At 43.0% G+C, this 16,720-nt stretch carries 14 protein-coding genes; 8 read left to right on the top strand and 6 right to left on the bottom strand.

All coding sequences use genetic code 11. The features are described 5' to 3' along the window. Nucleotides 1–51: 51 nt before the first annotated feature. The 3 genes from D8S85_RS18390 to D8S85_RS18380 are packed head-to-tail and all read right to left on the bottom strand — an operon-like array spanning nucleotide 52 to nucleotide 2,454. On the bottom strand, nucleotides 52–726 hold the full coding sequence (locus D8S85_RS18390; RefSeq protein ID WP_106481888.1) for a hypothetical protein: 675 nt from the start codon (nucleotides 724–726) through the stop codon (nucleotides 52–54). Beyond that, nucleotides 713–1,333 carry an RNA polymerase sigma factor gene (locus D8S85_RS18385; RefSeq protein ID WP_106481886.1) on the bottom strand — a complete coding sequence of 207 codons (621 nt, stop codon included), beginning with the start codon at nucleotides 1,331–1,333 and terminating at the stop codon, nucleotides 713–715. The genes D8S85_RS18390 and D8S85_RS18385 overlap by 14 nt, the downstream gene beginning before the upstream one ends. Then, complete coding sequence (locus tag D8S85_RS18380; RefSeq protein ID WP_106481885.1) at nucleotides 1,324–2,454, bottom strand: glycosyltransferase; 1,131 nt, start codon at nucleotides 2,452–2,454, stop codon at nucleotides 1,324–1,326. Before D8S85_RS18380 ends, D8S85_RS18385 begins: the two co-directional genes overlap by 10 nt. 128 nt (nucleotides 2,455–2,582) lie before the next feature. Between D8S85_RS18380 and D8S85_RS18375 the strand changes: the two genes are divergently transcribed. Beyond that, nucleotides 2,583–3,773: a 6-phosphofructokinase gene (locus D8S85_RS18375; protein ID WP_106481884.1), complete on the top strand. Its 1,191-nt coding sequence runs from the start codon at nucleotides 2,583–2,585 to the stop codon at nucleotides 3,771–3,773. 83 nt (nucleotides 3,774–3,856) lie between these two features. Here D8S85_RS18375 and D8S85_RS18370 read toward each other — a convergent pair whose 3' ends face one another. Further along, nucleotides 3,857–4,069 carry a hypothetical protein gene (locus tag D8S85_RS18370; RefSeq protein ID WP_106481882.1) on the bottom strand — a complete coding sequence of 71 codons (213 nt, stop codon included), beginning with the start codon at nucleotides 4,067–4,069 and terminating at the stop codon, nucleotides 3,857–3,859. Between the two features lie 573 nt (nucleotides 4,070–4,642). On the opposite strand from D8S85_RS18370, the gene D8S85_RS18365 reads away from it, so the two are divergent. The 6 genes from D8S85_RS18365 to D8S85_RS18340 all read left to right on the top strand — a co-directional run bounded on the left by D8S85_RS18365 (nucleotide 4,643) and on the right by D8S85_RS18340 (nucleotide 11,245). Then, nucleotides 4,643–6,004 carry a TrpB-like pyridoxal phosphate-dependent enzyme gene (locus tag D8S85_RS18365; RefSeq protein WP_106481880.1) on the top strand — a complete coding sequence of 454 codons (1,362 nt, stop codon included), beginning with the start codon at nucleotides 4,643–4,645 and terminating at the stop codon, nucleotides 6,002–6,004. 50 nt (nucleotides 6,005–6,054) lie between these two features. Continuing rightward, on the top strand, nucleotides 6,055–6,906 hold the full coding sequence (gene prmA / locus D8S85_RS18360) for a 50S ribosomal protein L11 methyltransferase (RefSeq protein WP_106481878.1): 852 nt from the start codon (nucleotides 6,055–6,057) through the stop codon (nucleotides 6,904–6,906). Between the two features lie 324 nt (nucleotides 6,907–7,230). Beyond that, nucleotides 7,231–8,547 carry an aspartate kinase gene (locus D8S85_RS18355; RefSeq protein ID WP_106481876.1) on the top strand — a complete coding sequence of 439 codons (1,317 nt, stop codon included), beginning with the start codon at nucleotides 7,231–7,233 and terminating at the stop codon, nucleotides 8,545–8,547. 28 nt (nucleotides 8,548–8,575) lie between these two features. Then, nucleotides 8,576–9,721, top strand: coding sequence for a diaminopimelate decarboxylase (gene lysA / locus D8S85_RS18350; protein ID WP_106481874.1), 1,146 nt, complete (start codon nucleotides 8,576–8,578; stop codon nucleotides 9,719–9,721). Between the two features lie 101 nt (nucleotides 9,722–9,822). Next, nucleotides 9,823–10,149, top strand: coding sequence for a helix-turn-helix domain-containing protein (locus tag D8S85_RS18345; protein WP_106481872.1), 327 nt, complete (start codon nucleotides 9,823–9,825; stop codon nucleotides 10,147–10,149). Beyond that, entirely contained in the window at nucleotides 10,133–11,245 is a 1,113-nt protein-coding gene (locus D8S85_RS18340; protein WP_106481870.1) for a type II toxin-antitoxin system HipA family toxin, read from the top strand. The genes D8S85_RS18345 and D8S85_RS18340 overlap by 17 nt, the downstream gene beginning before the upstream one ends. A gap of 74 nt (nucleotides 11,246–11,319) precedes the next feature. On the opposite strand, the gene floA is transcribed toward D8S85_RS18340, so the two are convergent. Both floA and D8S85_RS18330 read right to left on the bottom strand, forming a co-directional pair. Beyond that, nucleotides 11,320–12,306: a flotillin-like protein FloA gene (gene floA, locus D8S85_RS18335; RefSeq protein WP_106481868.1), complete on the bottom strand. Its 987-nt coding sequence runs from the start codon at nucleotides 12,304–12,306 to the stop codon at nucleotides 11,320–11,322. Nucleotides 12,307–12,309: 3 nt separating this feature from the next. Continuing rightward, nucleotides 12,310–12,777 carry an NfeD family protein gene (locus D8S85_RS18330; RefSeq protein WP_106481866.1) on the bottom strand — a complete coding sequence of 156 codons (468 nt, stop codon included), beginning with the start codon at nucleotides 12,775–12,777 and terminating at the stop codon, nucleotides 12,310–12,312. A gap of 641 nt (nucleotides 12,778–13,418) precedes the next feature. On the opposite strand from D8S85_RS18330, the gene D8S85_RS18325 reads away from it, so the two are divergent. Then, a complete protein-coding gene (locus D8S85_RS18325) occupies nucleotides 13,419–16,715 on the top strand; it encodes a PL29 family lyase N-terminal domain-containing protein (protein ID WP_106481864.1) in 3,297 nt (1,098 codons plus the stop codon). The last annotated feature ends 5 nt before the right edge of the window (nucleotides 16,716–16,720 follow it).

Here is a 16,720-nt window from a genome sequence, read left to right as displayed (position 1 = left end):
ATTTCGGCCCACACAAGGCCCGTTTCGAATACAAAGATAATCTTTCTTCTTTTAGTTATCCGATTTTTCTCTTTTTTCTATATAAAAAATTTTCTTTAACAGGTCTATTTCCTCAATATTAATGACTTTTCCTTTTTCTGCTTGTCGACGAGCTCGCACCAACCCTTGCAATACAGTGACAGACCGAGTTCCAACACCTAATTTCACGTCAACCATGCCTTTCATTTCTACCTTACGGGCAAAATCCTCGATCATCATACGCCTGTTCATTTCCTGATCCATCGCTTCCACCGGTTTCGAGGCGGCATGTATAGCTTGATTTAGGTTATTCTGAGCATTCAGCAAAAAAGCATTTGATTTATAATTCCCCGTAAAAAAACGCGGCAAGATTAAAACTTCCGACAGCAAAACAGTATCTCGTACCATAAAAACCCCCAGTAAGAAATCATTTTCTCTTAAACTGTCTGAAATTACAACCTGAGTAGGAGCATAACCTATATGTGAAAAACGCAATGTATCCCCCACTTGCACGCTCAATGAAAATCTACCTTGTTTATCAACTCCTCGCACCTCTTTTCCCAATCGAAAGATTGCTTCCGGCAATGGGCGTATGCTATCTCGATCGCAAACGATCCCCGTGACAAACACATCGTTCTTACCCTGATTTTGCCCTTGTACTCCCAAGCAAAAAAATAGAAGAAAAAAAAGAAGACTAAGCTCTTTCATTTTCCCGGGCTATTTCACTATTCTGCAATATATTCAACAACAACTCCCTTGCACGAAACAATTGAGCTTTCACGGTTCCTAAGGGAATACTCAGTTCCTGAGCAATTTCTTCGTAAGAATATTCCTCAAAATAACGTAATTCTATCAATTTACGGTAACGACCTTTCAACATAGCAACTTTTTCCCGCATAAATTCAGCTCGCTGTTTACGGATCGTTTCCTCTTCCGGATTCAACACGTCGGCCGGGACACTATTTATATACCCACGATCATCCGGATTTATATCATCCTTATCCAAAGAAACCACCTTGGCTTTCTTCTTCCGGATAAAATCAATCGTGTTATTAGAGGCAATTTTGAATAACCACGTACTAAACGCAAACTGAGGCGAGTAGTAATTCAAACTTGAGAAAGCTTTCTCGAAAGCCTCGAACATTAAGTCTTCTGCATCAGTTCTGTTATTCACCATCTTCAGTATCATAAAATATACTGAATCCTTATACCTTTTAAATAACTCGGCATAAGCTTGCTCATCTCCCGTTACAGCCCTCTTTACAATCTTGTAATCATAAAGAGCTTTCTCTGACAAGTTGTTTGTTAACTCCATTTCTTCTTGTTAAAAAATGAATATCCATTTTCATACACTCGATAAACAAAACCGATCATACTAATAATAAACGAAGTTAGGAATAATTTTTTTTGTTTCAGACAAATAGCACAAATATTTAACAAAATTACATCCATTAAAAACATTGTCAACATGACAAGAGATACGTATATCGGATAAAGACCTAAGACAATCAAACAAATAGCTGTCAAATAAAAGAATAAACGCACGATCATATCACCATCTATCATCATCCTTTCTGTCATTGTCAATCTCATCTTACTAGCATAATAATATGAAACTTCATTTATTTCTCCTTTTTTGTCACTCTTATCAATTATCACGTACGAATCCGGATCTTTTGTCATCTTTATTGTCCCAAACCTTGATAATTCTCTAACCATATCATTATCGTATCCTAAATACGATTGTGAATTCTTCGCAAATCCACGATTTTCTATGTAATACGATTTTCGGTAGGCCATGTTACATCCATCCCCAAAAATATATTTTTTATTTTTTGCCATGACCATCATTTTTATAAAGCGCAAGAAACGAAACACACGCAAATTCCTCACGTTTTTCTCGGAGAAATCATAATTCGCAAAACCGATGACAGCTGCTGTATTTTCATCAAAATATGACTCCATGGTCTTTATCCAATACATGGAAGAGGGATGGCAGTTAATCTCTGAAAACAACAAGATATCGTGCTTGGCAGCTAAAACACCAATATTTATAGCCAATTTTTTAGTAAATCTGAATTTCGTGTCCGGAAATATTCGCGTGCATCGCAATTGTGGATAATCCTTCTGAATCTCGGCCAATACATCCTGCGTGTCATCTTCAGAACATTCATCCACCACGATCACCTCAAAATTATCGTATTGTTGCATCAAAAAACTTGACAAATTCCGTCGCAAACACTCCGCATTATTGTGTGACGTGATGATAACCGACACTCCTTCATGTACCTGTTTATCTCTTGGTTTGTTTTTACGAGACACAATCACACACCGACGGATAATGTGATAAGTGTAAGTGAGTATCAACACAAACAGAAGTATTACCCCGTACTTAAAAGCACCCAGTTCTCCCCAAAGAAATCTCAAACTCTCCATATCATTATATTAACATTCTTTTATCCATAAAAAACAGACAAATATACTTACTTAATGATGATTTTAACGTATTAATTGAACAATTTTGTGTACATTAGTTCGATTTTACTAACATAAAGCAATACATTATGGGACAACAAAAAAACAGAGGAATTATAGGGATTCTCACTGGCGGAGGAGATGTTCCCGGCTTGAATCCAGCTATCAGGGCGGTAACGATTCGAGCCTTACGCGAAGGATATAAAGTTATCGGGATTAAAAGAGGCTGGGGTGGCTTAATTGACATCGTACGAGATCCGCAATATGACAATTCCGGCAATTTCTTTGAATTGACAGAAGAAATCGTGAATAAAGCTGGACGCACCGGAGGAACATTCCTACACACGTCTAGAACCAGGGCATCCCACGTACCCAAAGCAAACGTACCCAAGCATCTACAGGACAAATACACGGACGAAATCAACGACTTGACCCCGGAAGTATTGAAGAACCTGGAGTTCATGGGCATCGATTACCTGATCCCTATCGGGGGCGACGACACGTTGAGCTACGCGGTACGCTTGAGCAAGGAAAGAGTGAAAGTCGTGGCTATTCCCAAAACCATGGACAACGATGTTCCCGGAACAGATTACTGTATTGGTTTCAGCACCTGTATTACCCGCACGATTGCCCTCACACATGATCTCCGCACGTCTGCCGGATCTCACGAACGAATACTGGTTCTGGAAGTATTCGGACGTTATGCCGGATTCACGGCAATGCTCCCCACCTTGGCCGGGGCTGCCAACCGTTGCGTCATTCCGGAATACGAATTCAACATCGAACGTCTGACCGAACTGCTTTGCGAGGATCGTTTCACGAATCCCAGCAAATACTCGGTAGTACTCGTATCCGAAGGAGCCACGTTCTCCGGAGGCAGCATGATTTTTCAAAGCGAAGAAACAGACATGTTCGGACACAAAAAACTGGGAGGCATCGGGAACATGATCTCGCAACAATTGAAAGAACTCACTCCACAATTTAACCACGGACAGGTAATCAACACCATCACGCAAAGATTGGGATATTTGGTTCGTTGCGGGGACCCGGATGCACTGGACTCTATCGTACCCATGGCATACGGGAACCTAGCCCTGGATTTAATCAATAAAGGATTACACGGCAGGTTAGTCATCCTAAGAAACGGACGTTATGACAACGCCCCGATCGAGATTGTAACCAGTAGTAAAAAGATCGTGGATGTCCCCAAATTTTACAACACGGAGAGATTACGTCCCCAATACAACAGTTTTGAATTCATGCCGCAAATGATACTATAAGACTAAAGCTCCCGGGTACCCGGGAGCTTTGTCTTTTAAGATAAAAGAATCAGTACCAACTTTTAGCTTTTAGTTTTTAACTTTTATCTTTTAGTGTTCTGAGTAATCGAATCAGGCGTAATACTATCAACCTCCACGACAACTTCCGACTCCTCCACAACAGTCCCTACCGGCTCTTGTACTTGTTTCCCCGACTGTACCTTGTTCTTTTGGCTATTCCCGCAAGAAGCAAACATCAGAATCGCGGCAACTGCCACCATGCAAATCCATCCAATTCTTCCAAAAGTTTTCATCATATTCAAATTTAGTTTAGCTAGAAATTTAACATGGAACTATACGAAATTATGACGGTATAGGTTACAAAAAGGTGGGTCACCATCACGGCCCCACCTTAAGACAATTTAGAATTTTCAAAAATTGTTATGCAAAAACATAACAATAACTTTAAACCAAACGTTAAACCAATTTAGTAAGAAATGCCTCCGGCTCTTTATAAATTAGATCCCACTCTGAATTTAAAAAAAGACGTGCTATTGCACACCGGAGGCAATCTCTTTTATGCAATACACGTCTTTTATAACTTTAATTCGAGTGGGATGCTGCAAATGTAAGCATTAAATTTCATTTAGCAACATTATTTTTACGATAGAATTTGGAAAAAAGAAAATCTCTATATAGCTTTGTCTTTACAAAATAAAGAAACATGATGCATAATCAACACATAGCCCAAACTTGGTGGTGGCACCTTTTTAAACTTCATCGTAAACAATGAGGTTATGTGATTGTATTGCATAATTAAAATATAGAGAGCCTATTGTTTACGAACAGTAGGCTCTCTTTTTTTATTCACCTTTTTTAAAATCAAAATCATGAAACCAATCAAAAAATTTATGCTCACCGAGCAAGAAATGCCAACTCAATGGTACAACATCGTGGCTGATATGCCCAATAAACCCCTTCCACCTCTCCACCCGGGAACAAAACAACCGTTGAAACCGGAAGACCTTTATCCGCTATTTGCCCAGGAATTGGCAAAACAAGAGTTCGCTACAGAACGCTACATCGAGATCCCCGACGAAGTGCAAGACTTATATAAAATATGGAGATCGACCCCTCTCGTGCGAGCCTACGCTTTAGAAAAAGCGCTAGATACTCCCGCGAAAATATATTTCAAAAATGAAGGTACAAGCCCGGCCGGCTCTCACAAACCGAACACAGCCATTGCACAAGCTTACTACAACTATAAGCAAGGCATTAAACGCATCACCACAGAAACCGGTGGGGGACAATGGGGCACAGCATTAAGTTTTGCCTGTCAGCATTTCGGTCTGGACCTGAAAGTGTTCATGGTAAAAGTAAGCTACAACCAAAAACCCTATCGCAAGTTGATGATGAACACGTGGGGAGCAGACGTGATCCCGTCACCCAGCAAGCTGACAGAAGCCGGAAGAAAAATTCTGCGGGAACACCCGGATTCAGCCGGTAGCCTGGGGATTGCCATCTCCGAAGCCGTTGAACTTGCCGCACAGGATCCCATAACAAATTACTCTCTTGGTAGTGTACTGAACCACGTGTTATTACACCAAACCATCATCGGAGAGGAAGCACTTCTCCAAATGGAAAAAGCCGGAGATGAGCCGGACATCGTGATCGGATGCTTCGGGGGAGGTTCAAATTTCGCCGGAATCAGTTTCCCATTCATTCGCCGGAATCTGAAAGAAGGAAAACACACCCGGGTAATTGCAGTGGAACCACAATCCTGCCCGAAGTTAACCCGCGGTCAATTCCAATACGATTTCGGCGATACCGTCGGGTTGACCCCCTTACTTCCCATGTACACGCTGGGACACGACTTCCAACCCGCAAGCATTCATGCCGGAGGATTACGTTACCATGGAGCCGGGGTCATCGTCAGCCAACTCCTCAAGGACAAATTGATGGAAGCCGTCGCCATCCCGCAATTAGAGACCTTCGAGGCCGGGATCTTATTTGCCAAAACCGAAGGAATAATTCCCGCTCCAGAGTCCACCCACGCCATAGCGCAAGCGATTCGGGAAGCGAAAATCGCCAAAGCCGAAGGAAAAGCCAAAACGATCCTGTTCAACCTATCCGGACACGGCATGATCGACCTCTACGCTTACGAACAGTACCTTGGGGGAAGCCTCCAAAACTTCGAGCTTTCCGATCAAGAAATAGCTCAATCTCTCGATAAATTAGAGAAAATCATGTGAAGAGCATAGCTATCTGATTTTTTGCTACATTTGCAAAAAAATCAGATAGCATGTTTTATACAGAACTCACATTCCACATCTTCCCTTACGTGGAGGACATTGCAGATGCGATTATTGCCGAACTCGGCGACCTCGGATACGACAGTTTTTCATACACGGACGACGGTTTTAAGGCTTACATTCCAAGCAACAAATTTGATGAAGAACAAGTAAAATCATTGGAAATCCTTTCCTTCTTCCAGTCTCTGTACACGATCTCCTGGGAAAAAGCAGAAATCGAGAATCAAGATTGGAATAAAATCTGGGAGGAAAACTTCACACCAATCCTCGTGCAAGACCGAATTCTGGTAAGAGCCGGATTCCATCCCACGATTGAAAACATAGAACACGAAATCATCATCGACCCGAAAATGAGTTTTGGTACGGGCCACCATGCCACGACAGCACTCATGCTGGAAACGATTCTTGACATGAAACCTGATTTCTCCGGCAAGAAAGTCCTTGACATGGGATGCGGCACCGGCATTCTATCTATCATGGCCGCACAAAGCGGGGCTCAATCGGTTACCGGTATCGACATCGATGAATGGGCCTACAACAACGCCATGGAAAACATTGCCACCAACAACCTGAACAATATACGCGTGCTCATCGGGGATGCAACTTTACTAGACGGACGGGAACATTACGACATCATTCTAGCCAATATCAACCGGAATATATTACTGAATGACATGCCCGCATACGTGAACGTGCTTAACGACAAGGGTTACCTCATCATGAGCGGATTCTACACCGAAGACATTCCCATCATTCGCGAGAAAGCTGAATCATTGCAACTAACCTATCAATCCAACAAAGTAAAAGACAATTGGACAGCCGTCATTTTCCGCAAAAACTAACTTTTTTGTGGGAAATTACAGGTTTCAGATTGTTAAAAAAGAACTTGAAATTTGCCAACCTGTAACTTGTGACGTGGCGTAGCCACATATCTGTTAATATTTTAACAAAGGCTTGTTTTTTCAATTTCAATATGCAATATTTGCATCGTGAAAAACACAAAAGAAGAATGAGAACAAAGTATACGAATAACTATAAACAGATGATGTGCATGCAAAGGCTCTTTGCAGGCTAACGCACTGTTATCAAAAAACTGTCGAAAAAGCCTGTGTGAAAACACGGGCTTTTTTCATGTAAAAAATAAATGATTTAAAAACAATAAACGTATGAACGTATTAAAATTTGGAGGAACCTCGGTTGGTTCCGCACAACGAATTCAAGAAGTGGCAAAATTAATCTCGGACAACCAACCCAAAATTGTCGTTCTTTCTGCCATGTCCGGAACGACCAACACGTTAGTAGACATCACCAACTATCTATACCACAATGACAGACAGGAAGCCTTGACGACAATCCAAAATCTCGAACTGGATTACCTGATGACCATTAGCGACCTCTACAGCACCGAGGCATTCAAGCACCGGGGACAAGAATTTGTACAAACCATCTTCACCTATCTCCGCTCATTCATCAACAAGGACTTCTACCCGTTACAAGAAAAAGCGGTGGTCGCCCAAGGAGAGATCATCTCCACCACGCTGATGCATTATTATTTGCAAGAACAAGGCATTCCTTCCACGCTCCTGTCCGCTTTGGATTTCATGCGTATCGACAAAGATTGTGAACCGGATTATTTCTACATCGAACAAAATCTAAAACGCCTATTATCCAATCCAGCCACAGAGCGCATTATCATTACCCAGGGATTTATTTGCCGAAACGCGTACGGGGAAATAGACAACCTGAAAAGAGGAGGCAGCGATTACTCAGCCGCGTTAATCGGTGCTGCACTCAACGTAGACGAAATTCAGATATGGACCGACATTGACGGTGTACATAACAGCGACCCGCGGTACGTGAAAAACACGAAAGCCATTCGTTCCCTATCTTTTGACGAAGCGGCAGAACTCGCCTATTTCGGGGCAAAAATTCTCCACCCGTCAAGTATTCAGCCCGCTAAAAAAGCAAACATTCCCGTTCGCATGAAAAACACGATGAACCCAAGTGACGAAGGAACTTTGATCACGAAAGAAAGCCCTATCCAAGATTTCAAGGCGGTAGCGGCAAAAGACGGAATCACGGCCATAAAAGTCAAATCCAGCAATATGCTGCTTGCCTACGGTTTTGTTCGAAAAGTATTCGAAATATTCGAATCCTGGAAAACCCCGATCGACATGATTGCCACGTCGGAAGTTGCCATATCCCTCACGATCGACAGCACATGCCATCTGGAAGACATCCAAAAAGACCTTGCTAAATACGGTACCATCGAGGTGGAAGAATCGCTTTCCATCATCTGCATCGTCGGGGATTGCTCGATCAACAATAGCGGACTCGCAGCTCGGGCTCTTACCGCCCTGAAAGATATCCCCCTGCACATGATCTCTTACGGGGCTAGCGAACACAGCATTTCCCTGCTCGTGAAACAAACCGACAAACAAAAAGCGCTCGAAGCACTTAGCGAAAGATTGTTAAACCAGTGAGTTCATAATCCTCATAAATTCAACCTCCATGAATATAGAAACCATCAAAACATTTCAAACCTTGAAGACCCCGTTTTATTACTACGACACGACTCTTCTACAGGCCACCCTTCAGGCAGCCTCCCAGGCGGCTAAAAAACACGGATTCCATTTGCATTACGCCATAAAAGCGAATGCCAACCCACATATTCTCGACATCATTCAAAGCCACGGGATAGGGGCGGACTGCGTGAGTGGCAACGAGGTTGCCCAAGCCGTAGCCAATGGTTTCTCCGCGCAACAGATCGTGTATGCCGGAGTCGGGAAAAGTGACGAGGAAATCCGGCTGGCGCTTGAAAAAGGGATATTTTGCTTCAACTGCGAATCTTTACCCGAAATAGAGGTGATCAACTTGCTGGCCGGAGAAATGGGGAAAAAAGCCTCCATCGCTCTTCGGGTAAATCCCAACGTGGATGCCCACACGCATCACTACATCACCACGGGAATTGAAGAAAACAAATTCGGGTTCTACCTTTACGACCTCGACCGCGCCATCACGGCCTGCCGGGAAATGGAAAACATCCATCTTATCGGGCTACACTTTCACATCGGTTCCCAGATCACCGATCTCACGGTATTCCGTGGACTTTGCCTGAGAGTGAACGAAATACAATCTCGATTGAAAGAACAGGGCATCCTTCTCCCCCACGTGAATTTCGGTGGCGGGCTGGGTATCAATTACGATTGTCCCGCGTGTGGTCTGATCCCCGACTTTGCTTCTTATTTCCAGATTTTTGCCGATTTCTTCGAAGCCCTGCCGGGTCAGCAACTTCATTTCGAACTAGGCCGATCCCTCGTCGGGCAATGCGGTTCACTCATTTCTCGCGTCCTGTACGTGAAGGAAGGGAAACATAAAAAGTTTGTCATCCTCGACGCGGGAATGAACGACCTTCTACGTCCGGCACTTTACCAGGCTTTCCACCGGATAGAAAACCTAACCTCCGCGGGAGAACACGAAAAATACGACGTGGTAGGCCCTATCTGTGAATCATCCGATTGCTTCGGCAAAGACCGGGAACTCCCCCTCACCAAACGGGGAGACCTGATCGCCATTCGTTCCTGCGGCGCATACGGGGAAGTCATGGCCTCACGCTACAATCTCAGAGAATTACCGGGGAGTTACTTTTCCCGGTAATTCCCCGCGGTATTTCGTTTCATAAAAAGAAATTCGTATCTTTGTAATGAATATTATAGTATTCTATAAACACAAAATATTCATATAAGAGATATTATAGTATGAATTTAATATACAATTTTGATTTAGATACCCCGGATGAATTACTGGAAATTCTTGCTAAAAACCTACAGCAACGAAGACTGGAAAAGGGATTATCAAGAAACGCCCTTTCCAAGCTAAGTGGCGTACCCACCCCCACGATTGCCAAATTCGAACAGAAACACACCATATCTTTGGCCGCTTTCGTGTCTATGGCCAAGACATTGGGTTACAGCAAAGATATTAAGGAATTATTGTCTCGCCCCCTCTATAACACGATGGAAGAGTTGGAAACAATCAATAGAAACAAAAACAGAAAGCGAGGACGAAATGAAATGGACCGATAAACTAAATGTACTTTATCACGACAGGGTTGTGGGCAAACTCTGCATGACCCCGGACAATTCATGTTGTGCTTTCCAATACGATAAAGAATGGATTGCCACGGGATTCTCAATATCCCCCCTTGACCTTCCCCTCAAACCGGATCTCTTTCTGGCCAAACCCAAACCGTTTTGGGGGAATTTTGGAATTTTTGAAGATAGCCTACCCGATGGTTATGGACGTTACCTGTTAAACAGGCTATTAAAAAAACAAGGAATAGACGATTCAAAACTCACTCCCATTCAAAGACTAAGCATTGTTGGTTGCTCAGGCTTGGGAGCTTTATGCTATCTGCCGGAAACTTACATTGGCGAAGATAAAAACCTACCGGAATTAGACAAACTCCAACAAATGGCACTAGACGTGTTATCAGAAAAATCTGACAAAGGCGAAGACACCCTTTATTTTAACAGCGGTAATTCCGGGGGATGCCACCCCAAATGTTTATTACTCGATGAACAAGGCTCTTGGCTAGTCAAATTCCGTCACACCTACGATCCCTCGGATATGAGCATCATGGAGTATCGATACAATGAAATAGCTCGCCAATGTGAAATCACGGTTCCTGACTTCAGATTATTTGACGGAAAATATTTCGCAACCAAACGTTTTGATATAGAAAACGAAAATCGATTGCATATTGCCACAGCCGGAGCATTATTGAACGAATCGATTCAACTTCCCAAACTGGATTATAAAACACTCCTCCACCTGACAGGTTATCTCACGCAAGATCCTCATCAAGTTGACGAAATGTTCAAAAGAATGATCTTCAACATACTAACAGACAATAAAGATGATCATGCCAAAAATTTCAGTTTCATTTGCAGGGAAGGAACTTGGTCTCTAGCCCCCGCCTACGACCTCACTCGTTGCAGCAAGGGCTACAACGGAGGACATGCCACCACCGTCAACAACCACGGAAATCCCAACATCGAAGATATGCTTATTGTTGGAGAAAGCATCCGTATACCTCGAAAGAAAGGATTAGAAATCATCCGTTTCGTCGCTAGTCATTGCGATGAATTGCTCGTTGATAACTATCGCTTCCAACTTTAACGGACACTTTAGTTTCATAATAAAACAGACCCGAGAAAACCCGGGTCTGTTTTACATTTTTAACCATCCATTCACTATTTCTGGTTATTCTTCTTATCATTCGGCTTGGCAATGGATTCTCTCATTTGCGTATCCGCCTCGATATTCTTCATTTTGTAGTAATCCATGATACCCAAATTACCGCTACGGAAAGCCTCGGCCATGGCCCGGGGTACTTCCGCCTCGGCCTCGATTACTCTTGCCCGCATCTCCTGGGCTAGCGCTTTCATTTCATGCTCGGTAGCGACAGCCATCGCCCGGCGTTCCTCCGCTTTCGCCTGGGCGATCTTCAAATCGGCCTCGGCCTGATCGGTCTGCAATTCAGCCCCGATATTCTTACCTATATCAATATCGGCGATATCAATAGACAAAATTTCAAAAGCAGTACCCGAATCCAACCCCTTGCTCAACACCACCTTCGAAATAGAGTCCGGATTCTCCAAAACCTCCTTGTGCGAGGCAGCAGAACCAATGGAAGAGACAATACCTTCCCCGACACGGGCCAGGATGGTTTCCTCCCCGGCACCCCCGACCAATTGACGGATATTAGCTCGCACCGTAACCCGGGCTTTGGCTATCAACTGTATACCATCTTTAGCCACGGCAGCCACCGGCGGAGTATTAATCACTTTCGGGTTCACGCTCATCTGCACGGCCTCGAACACGTCACGACCGGCCAAGTCCACGGCCGTTGCAATTTGAAACGTCAGGTCGATATTCGCTTTTGACGCGGACACCAAGGCATGTACCACTTGAGCCACGTGGCCCCCCGCCAGATAATGCGCCTCCAGCAAGTCGCGATAAAGTTCCAATCCGGCCTTTTTCCCCTCGATCATGGCACGAACGATGATCGTGGGAGGCACTTTCCGCCAACGCATCAAAACTAATTGCAACAAAGATATTTTCACATCAGACACTAACGCTTGAAACCACAAGCCAATCGGAATAAAGTAGAGTATCATCCAAAGTAAAAAAAGACCTCCGGCGATAACCGCTACCAGAAAAAACAAACTACTCTCCATCTTCTATTCAGTTTTTAATTTAACTACAATCTTATTTTTATATACTTTCAACACGATCACTTCCCGGTTCTCCTCAATATACCCGGAACGGGATTCTGCCTCGACCACACTATCCCCCACCCGTACTTTTCCCATCGGGGCCAAGCGTCCCTGTGTCACCCCGGTGTCGCCTTCCCGGATGGATTCATCCACTCCTTCCACCGTGCTGTCAATCTGCGTGTGTAACTGCATACGTCTCCACGTCTTCGATCGCAAAACATAATAAGTCACCCCGAAACCACAAAGAGCCGTCCCCAACAAAGTGAAATGCCCGACCGTTGTTCCCATCGTAGAATAAGCCAGCCAAACAGCCCCGACAACACAAGCGAAACCAAGAATCCCGGCAATATTCACCCCCGGAAATACTAGAAATTCGAGAATCAACAGGACAAGACCTATCGCGATAAGCATAAATAACACGAACCACTCCATATTCAATATTTTATTTGGCTAAAGATACATTTTTTCGTGAAATAAACATGCGCATCGTCTTGAAAAATTCTATATTTCTCCTTCCCTTCTCCTACATATCCGGCAAACATCTATTGATCACCTATTGATCATCTATCCATCATCTATTCCATCATACAATACATGATGAATAGATGCTCGGTAATTTATCCTCTCGTAACACCCGGAAGAGAAAGAGACATGTACAAGAAAATTCCGATTTTTCCCTGTGCAAATGGAAAATAGACTATCTCAAATTCTTTTTATTCTAACGTTTATTGTAAATTTGTAAAGCGGTCACCCCCGTGAGTGTTTGTAAAATGCTAATTATTCAATATATTTGTGTGTCGTTTAGAAACATCTAAACGATGACAATTTAACGAAAAGCGTTTAGTTTTATCCTTTCCTTTAAAATCGCCAATTTTTTTGCAAAGGGATAAACGGTACAAACGCTCATGCTTGCCATATAGTTATCTACATTATATATGGTTTAGCGTGGGGTGACTGTTTATTTTTGCAAGGGTGTTTGGCGATACCTAAAGGAAGATAAACTGAAAGTTCCCACGCTTTTCTTTTTATAAAAACTTACCTTCAGGGAATTAGGGTTACAAAAGTATGGTTGTATGAGGTATTTATTTACTCTCTTTTTCAAGTGCCAGCACTTGATATGGATTTTCATCCTATGCGTTGCTTTCGCAGGATGCAAGAATGATTTCGACGACAGTGAATTACGCGGACAAATCGCGGACCTAGACGGGAGATTAACCACTCTCGAAAAGTTGTGCGCACAAATGAACACGAACATCTCGTCCATGCAGACGATTGTCAACGCGCTGCAACAAAACGATTACATCACGGGAGTTACTCCTATCACGGAAGGCGAATCCATTATCGGCTACACGATCACTTTCACCAAGAACAAACCTATCACCATCTACCACGGGAAGAACGGCTCGACACCCGTCATCGGGATTAAGCAAGACTCCGATGGCATCTATTACTGGACGCTGAACGGGGAATGGCTGCTGGACGCATCCGATAACAAAATCAATGCACAGGGAACCGACGGAGAAAAGGGTGAACCTGGAGAGAAAGGCGAACCCGGGCGAGACGGGATTACCCCTGTCTTAAAAATAGAGGAGGGATACTGGTACGTTTCGTATGACAATGAAAACAGTTGGAAGCAACTGGGAAAAGCCTCCGGGGAAAAGGGAGAGCAAGGTGAAGCGGGAGAAAAAGGGGACTCCATGTTTAGTAGCGTGGACACCAGCAGTGACGAGTATGTTATATTCACGCTCGCGGATGGCACGGAATTAAAACTACCGAGAAAAGACTCGTTCGGAATATATTTTTCAAATACACTTCCTGGGATTAGCTCGGGAGAAACAATTGAAATAGGATACACGCTATCGAAAGGAGATGAAAAGACATTGGTGAAAACCGTCACCTCGAACGGATGGAAAGCCGTGGTGAACCCAAAAGATAATCTAAGCGGAACCATCACTATCACGGCTCCCGACCCGATCACGGATGACGAGGTACTGGTGTTCGTTTCCGACGGGAAAGAGAAAACCGTGATGTCAGCGATTTCATTTTGTATCATTATCCTTGAAAACGTGCAGAACAACACCGTGATAGTTGGCGGTGGGAATGGAGATTTGAACCTGGAAATCACGTCGAACTTGGAAATAAAAGCGGTGCCTAAAAATGAATGGATCGTGTTAGATGAACAACCATTGGGCAGATCTCTCGTGACGAATCATTTTCATTTCACGATTCAAGCGAACGAGGGAGAACAAAACCGCACCGGCAATATCGAGGTGCAAGACATGGGAGGCAAAGTATTAAAAACTATCATCGTCTTCCAAGGAAATGCTTCGAAAGAAAAACTCGCGAAAGAACGGGAAATTTTGATTAAATTTTACCATGCAACCAATGGCGATCAGTGGGAAGATAACACAAACTGGTGTAGCGATAAACCTGTCGGAGAATGGTACGGGATAGAAACTAGCAATTACAATGGTTTAATTGATCGAATACGATTTGTCGGTAATTTTAATGGCAACAATCTGTCGGGTTATTTAATTCCAGAACTGGGAGATTTATCTAATCTAAGTTTTTTAGAGATTCAATTCTCTAAAATTTCCGGTAGCATACCCGAAGAATTAGGCAAATTACAACACATCTATCACTTGAATTTATCATGCAATCAGCTAACCGGGGAAATTCCAACCTCTATTAGCCAAATGACAAATTTAAACGATCTAAATCTACAAAAAAATCAACTATCAGGAGAAATACCAAATTCTATTTGGCAAATGCCTTCCCTTGAACGCATAGAATTACAATACAATCAATTATCAGGGGAATTACCTCAAAATATAAATGACTTAAAAACTTTAGATTATTTGGATTTATCATACAATCAATTCACTGGAGAAATCCCCGAAACAATTTGTCTGTTACCAAATTTGTATAGATTAGAATTAAACAACAATCAACTGACAGGAGCCCTCCCCGAAAATATCGGAAATCTCAAAAAACTTTATATTTTAAACTTAGCAGACAATCAACTCTCGGGAACAATTCCAACCACAATCAAACAATGTTCAGAATTACGCTATATTCGCCTAAATAATAATCAATTACACGGACACATCATATTTGATTTCTTCATGCAACAATGTACTGGCATCGGTTTAAGCAACAACTATTTTACCGGATCTATCCCGGTAGATTTGGCGAGCTGGTTGCTGGACGATAATCATAAATCTATTAACATTTCATACAATTGCCTGTCGGGAACAATCCCTTGGGAGATTGTTTCTCACCCCAGGTGGGTCTCATTGAGGTCAGATTTCCTACCCCAAAATGAAGGATACCAGTTAGAAATACCGACATTATACGAATCGACAGACTACAGTGAAGACGGAAAGGTTGTAATACTACAAAAAGCAACAGAAGGGAATGGCATTAATGTCGCAATTGTCGGAGACGGATTCGCTGATGTTGATTTCACCAGCGGGCATTTCGATAATGTGATGCACAAAACCATGGAAGGATTATTTAGACTGGAACCTATGAAATCCTTCCGCCACTTATTCAACGTCTATGCCGTCAAAGCCGTTTCAAAACACAATGTTTTCCTGGATGGTGAAACCGCCTTAGAGGGTAAATACGGGAATAGCGACTCCCCTGGTTACGCCCGCGCAGAATGCAATCCAGAAATCCTCAGAAACAAATACATAAATAAAATACCCAATTTCAATACAGACCAAGACATCTGTTTCGTTATATTTAATGCTTACACGTCTAACGCCAAAACAACGTACACTAGCTATCCTCAAGGATTTTCTTATTCTATCTCAGGTCTTGGAAACTATACCCCTGCTGGTAATGATTTGCACGGATTTGAAAATGGCATCTGCCGTGGATTCGGTTTAACATTCGGCAAACTGGGAACCGAGGAATGGATTGAAACATTTGGCGATATCGCTACCGATGCCACCAAAGAGAAAATATTAAATTACCAAGCCAATGGCTGGTACGCAAACCTTAGTGTTGATCCTGAAAATGTTCCATGGAACAAATTTATGACGGATGAACGATACACGAATGAAGATATCGGAATCTATGAAGGAGGAATGTATTGTGCTTTTGGAATTTACAGGTCATCCAATACAAGCATCATGAGAACGACTATTGATGAGGTTATTTTTAATGTCCCTAGCCGCGAAGCCATTTACAAGCGCATGATGCGACAGGCTTATGGTGACAGCTGGCAATACGATTACGAGAAATTCGTGGAATATGACGCTATCAATCGCAATTCAATCCCCAAACTCTTGCGACGCACCACAGATACCCCTAAGGGAGACAGCCCTCAATATCATCCTGTCGTTATTATCCATGAACAATAATAAAC

It is taken from the genome of Butyricimonas faecalis (assembly GCF_003991565.1).
GTDB classification, from domain to species: domain Bacteria; phylum Bacteroidota; class Bacteroidia; order Bacteroidales; family Marinifilaceae; genus Butyricimonas; species Butyricimonas faecalis.
The sequence above is the reverse complement of the archived record's forward strand: the minus strand, read 5'-3'. Positions and strand labels throughout refer to the sequence as shown.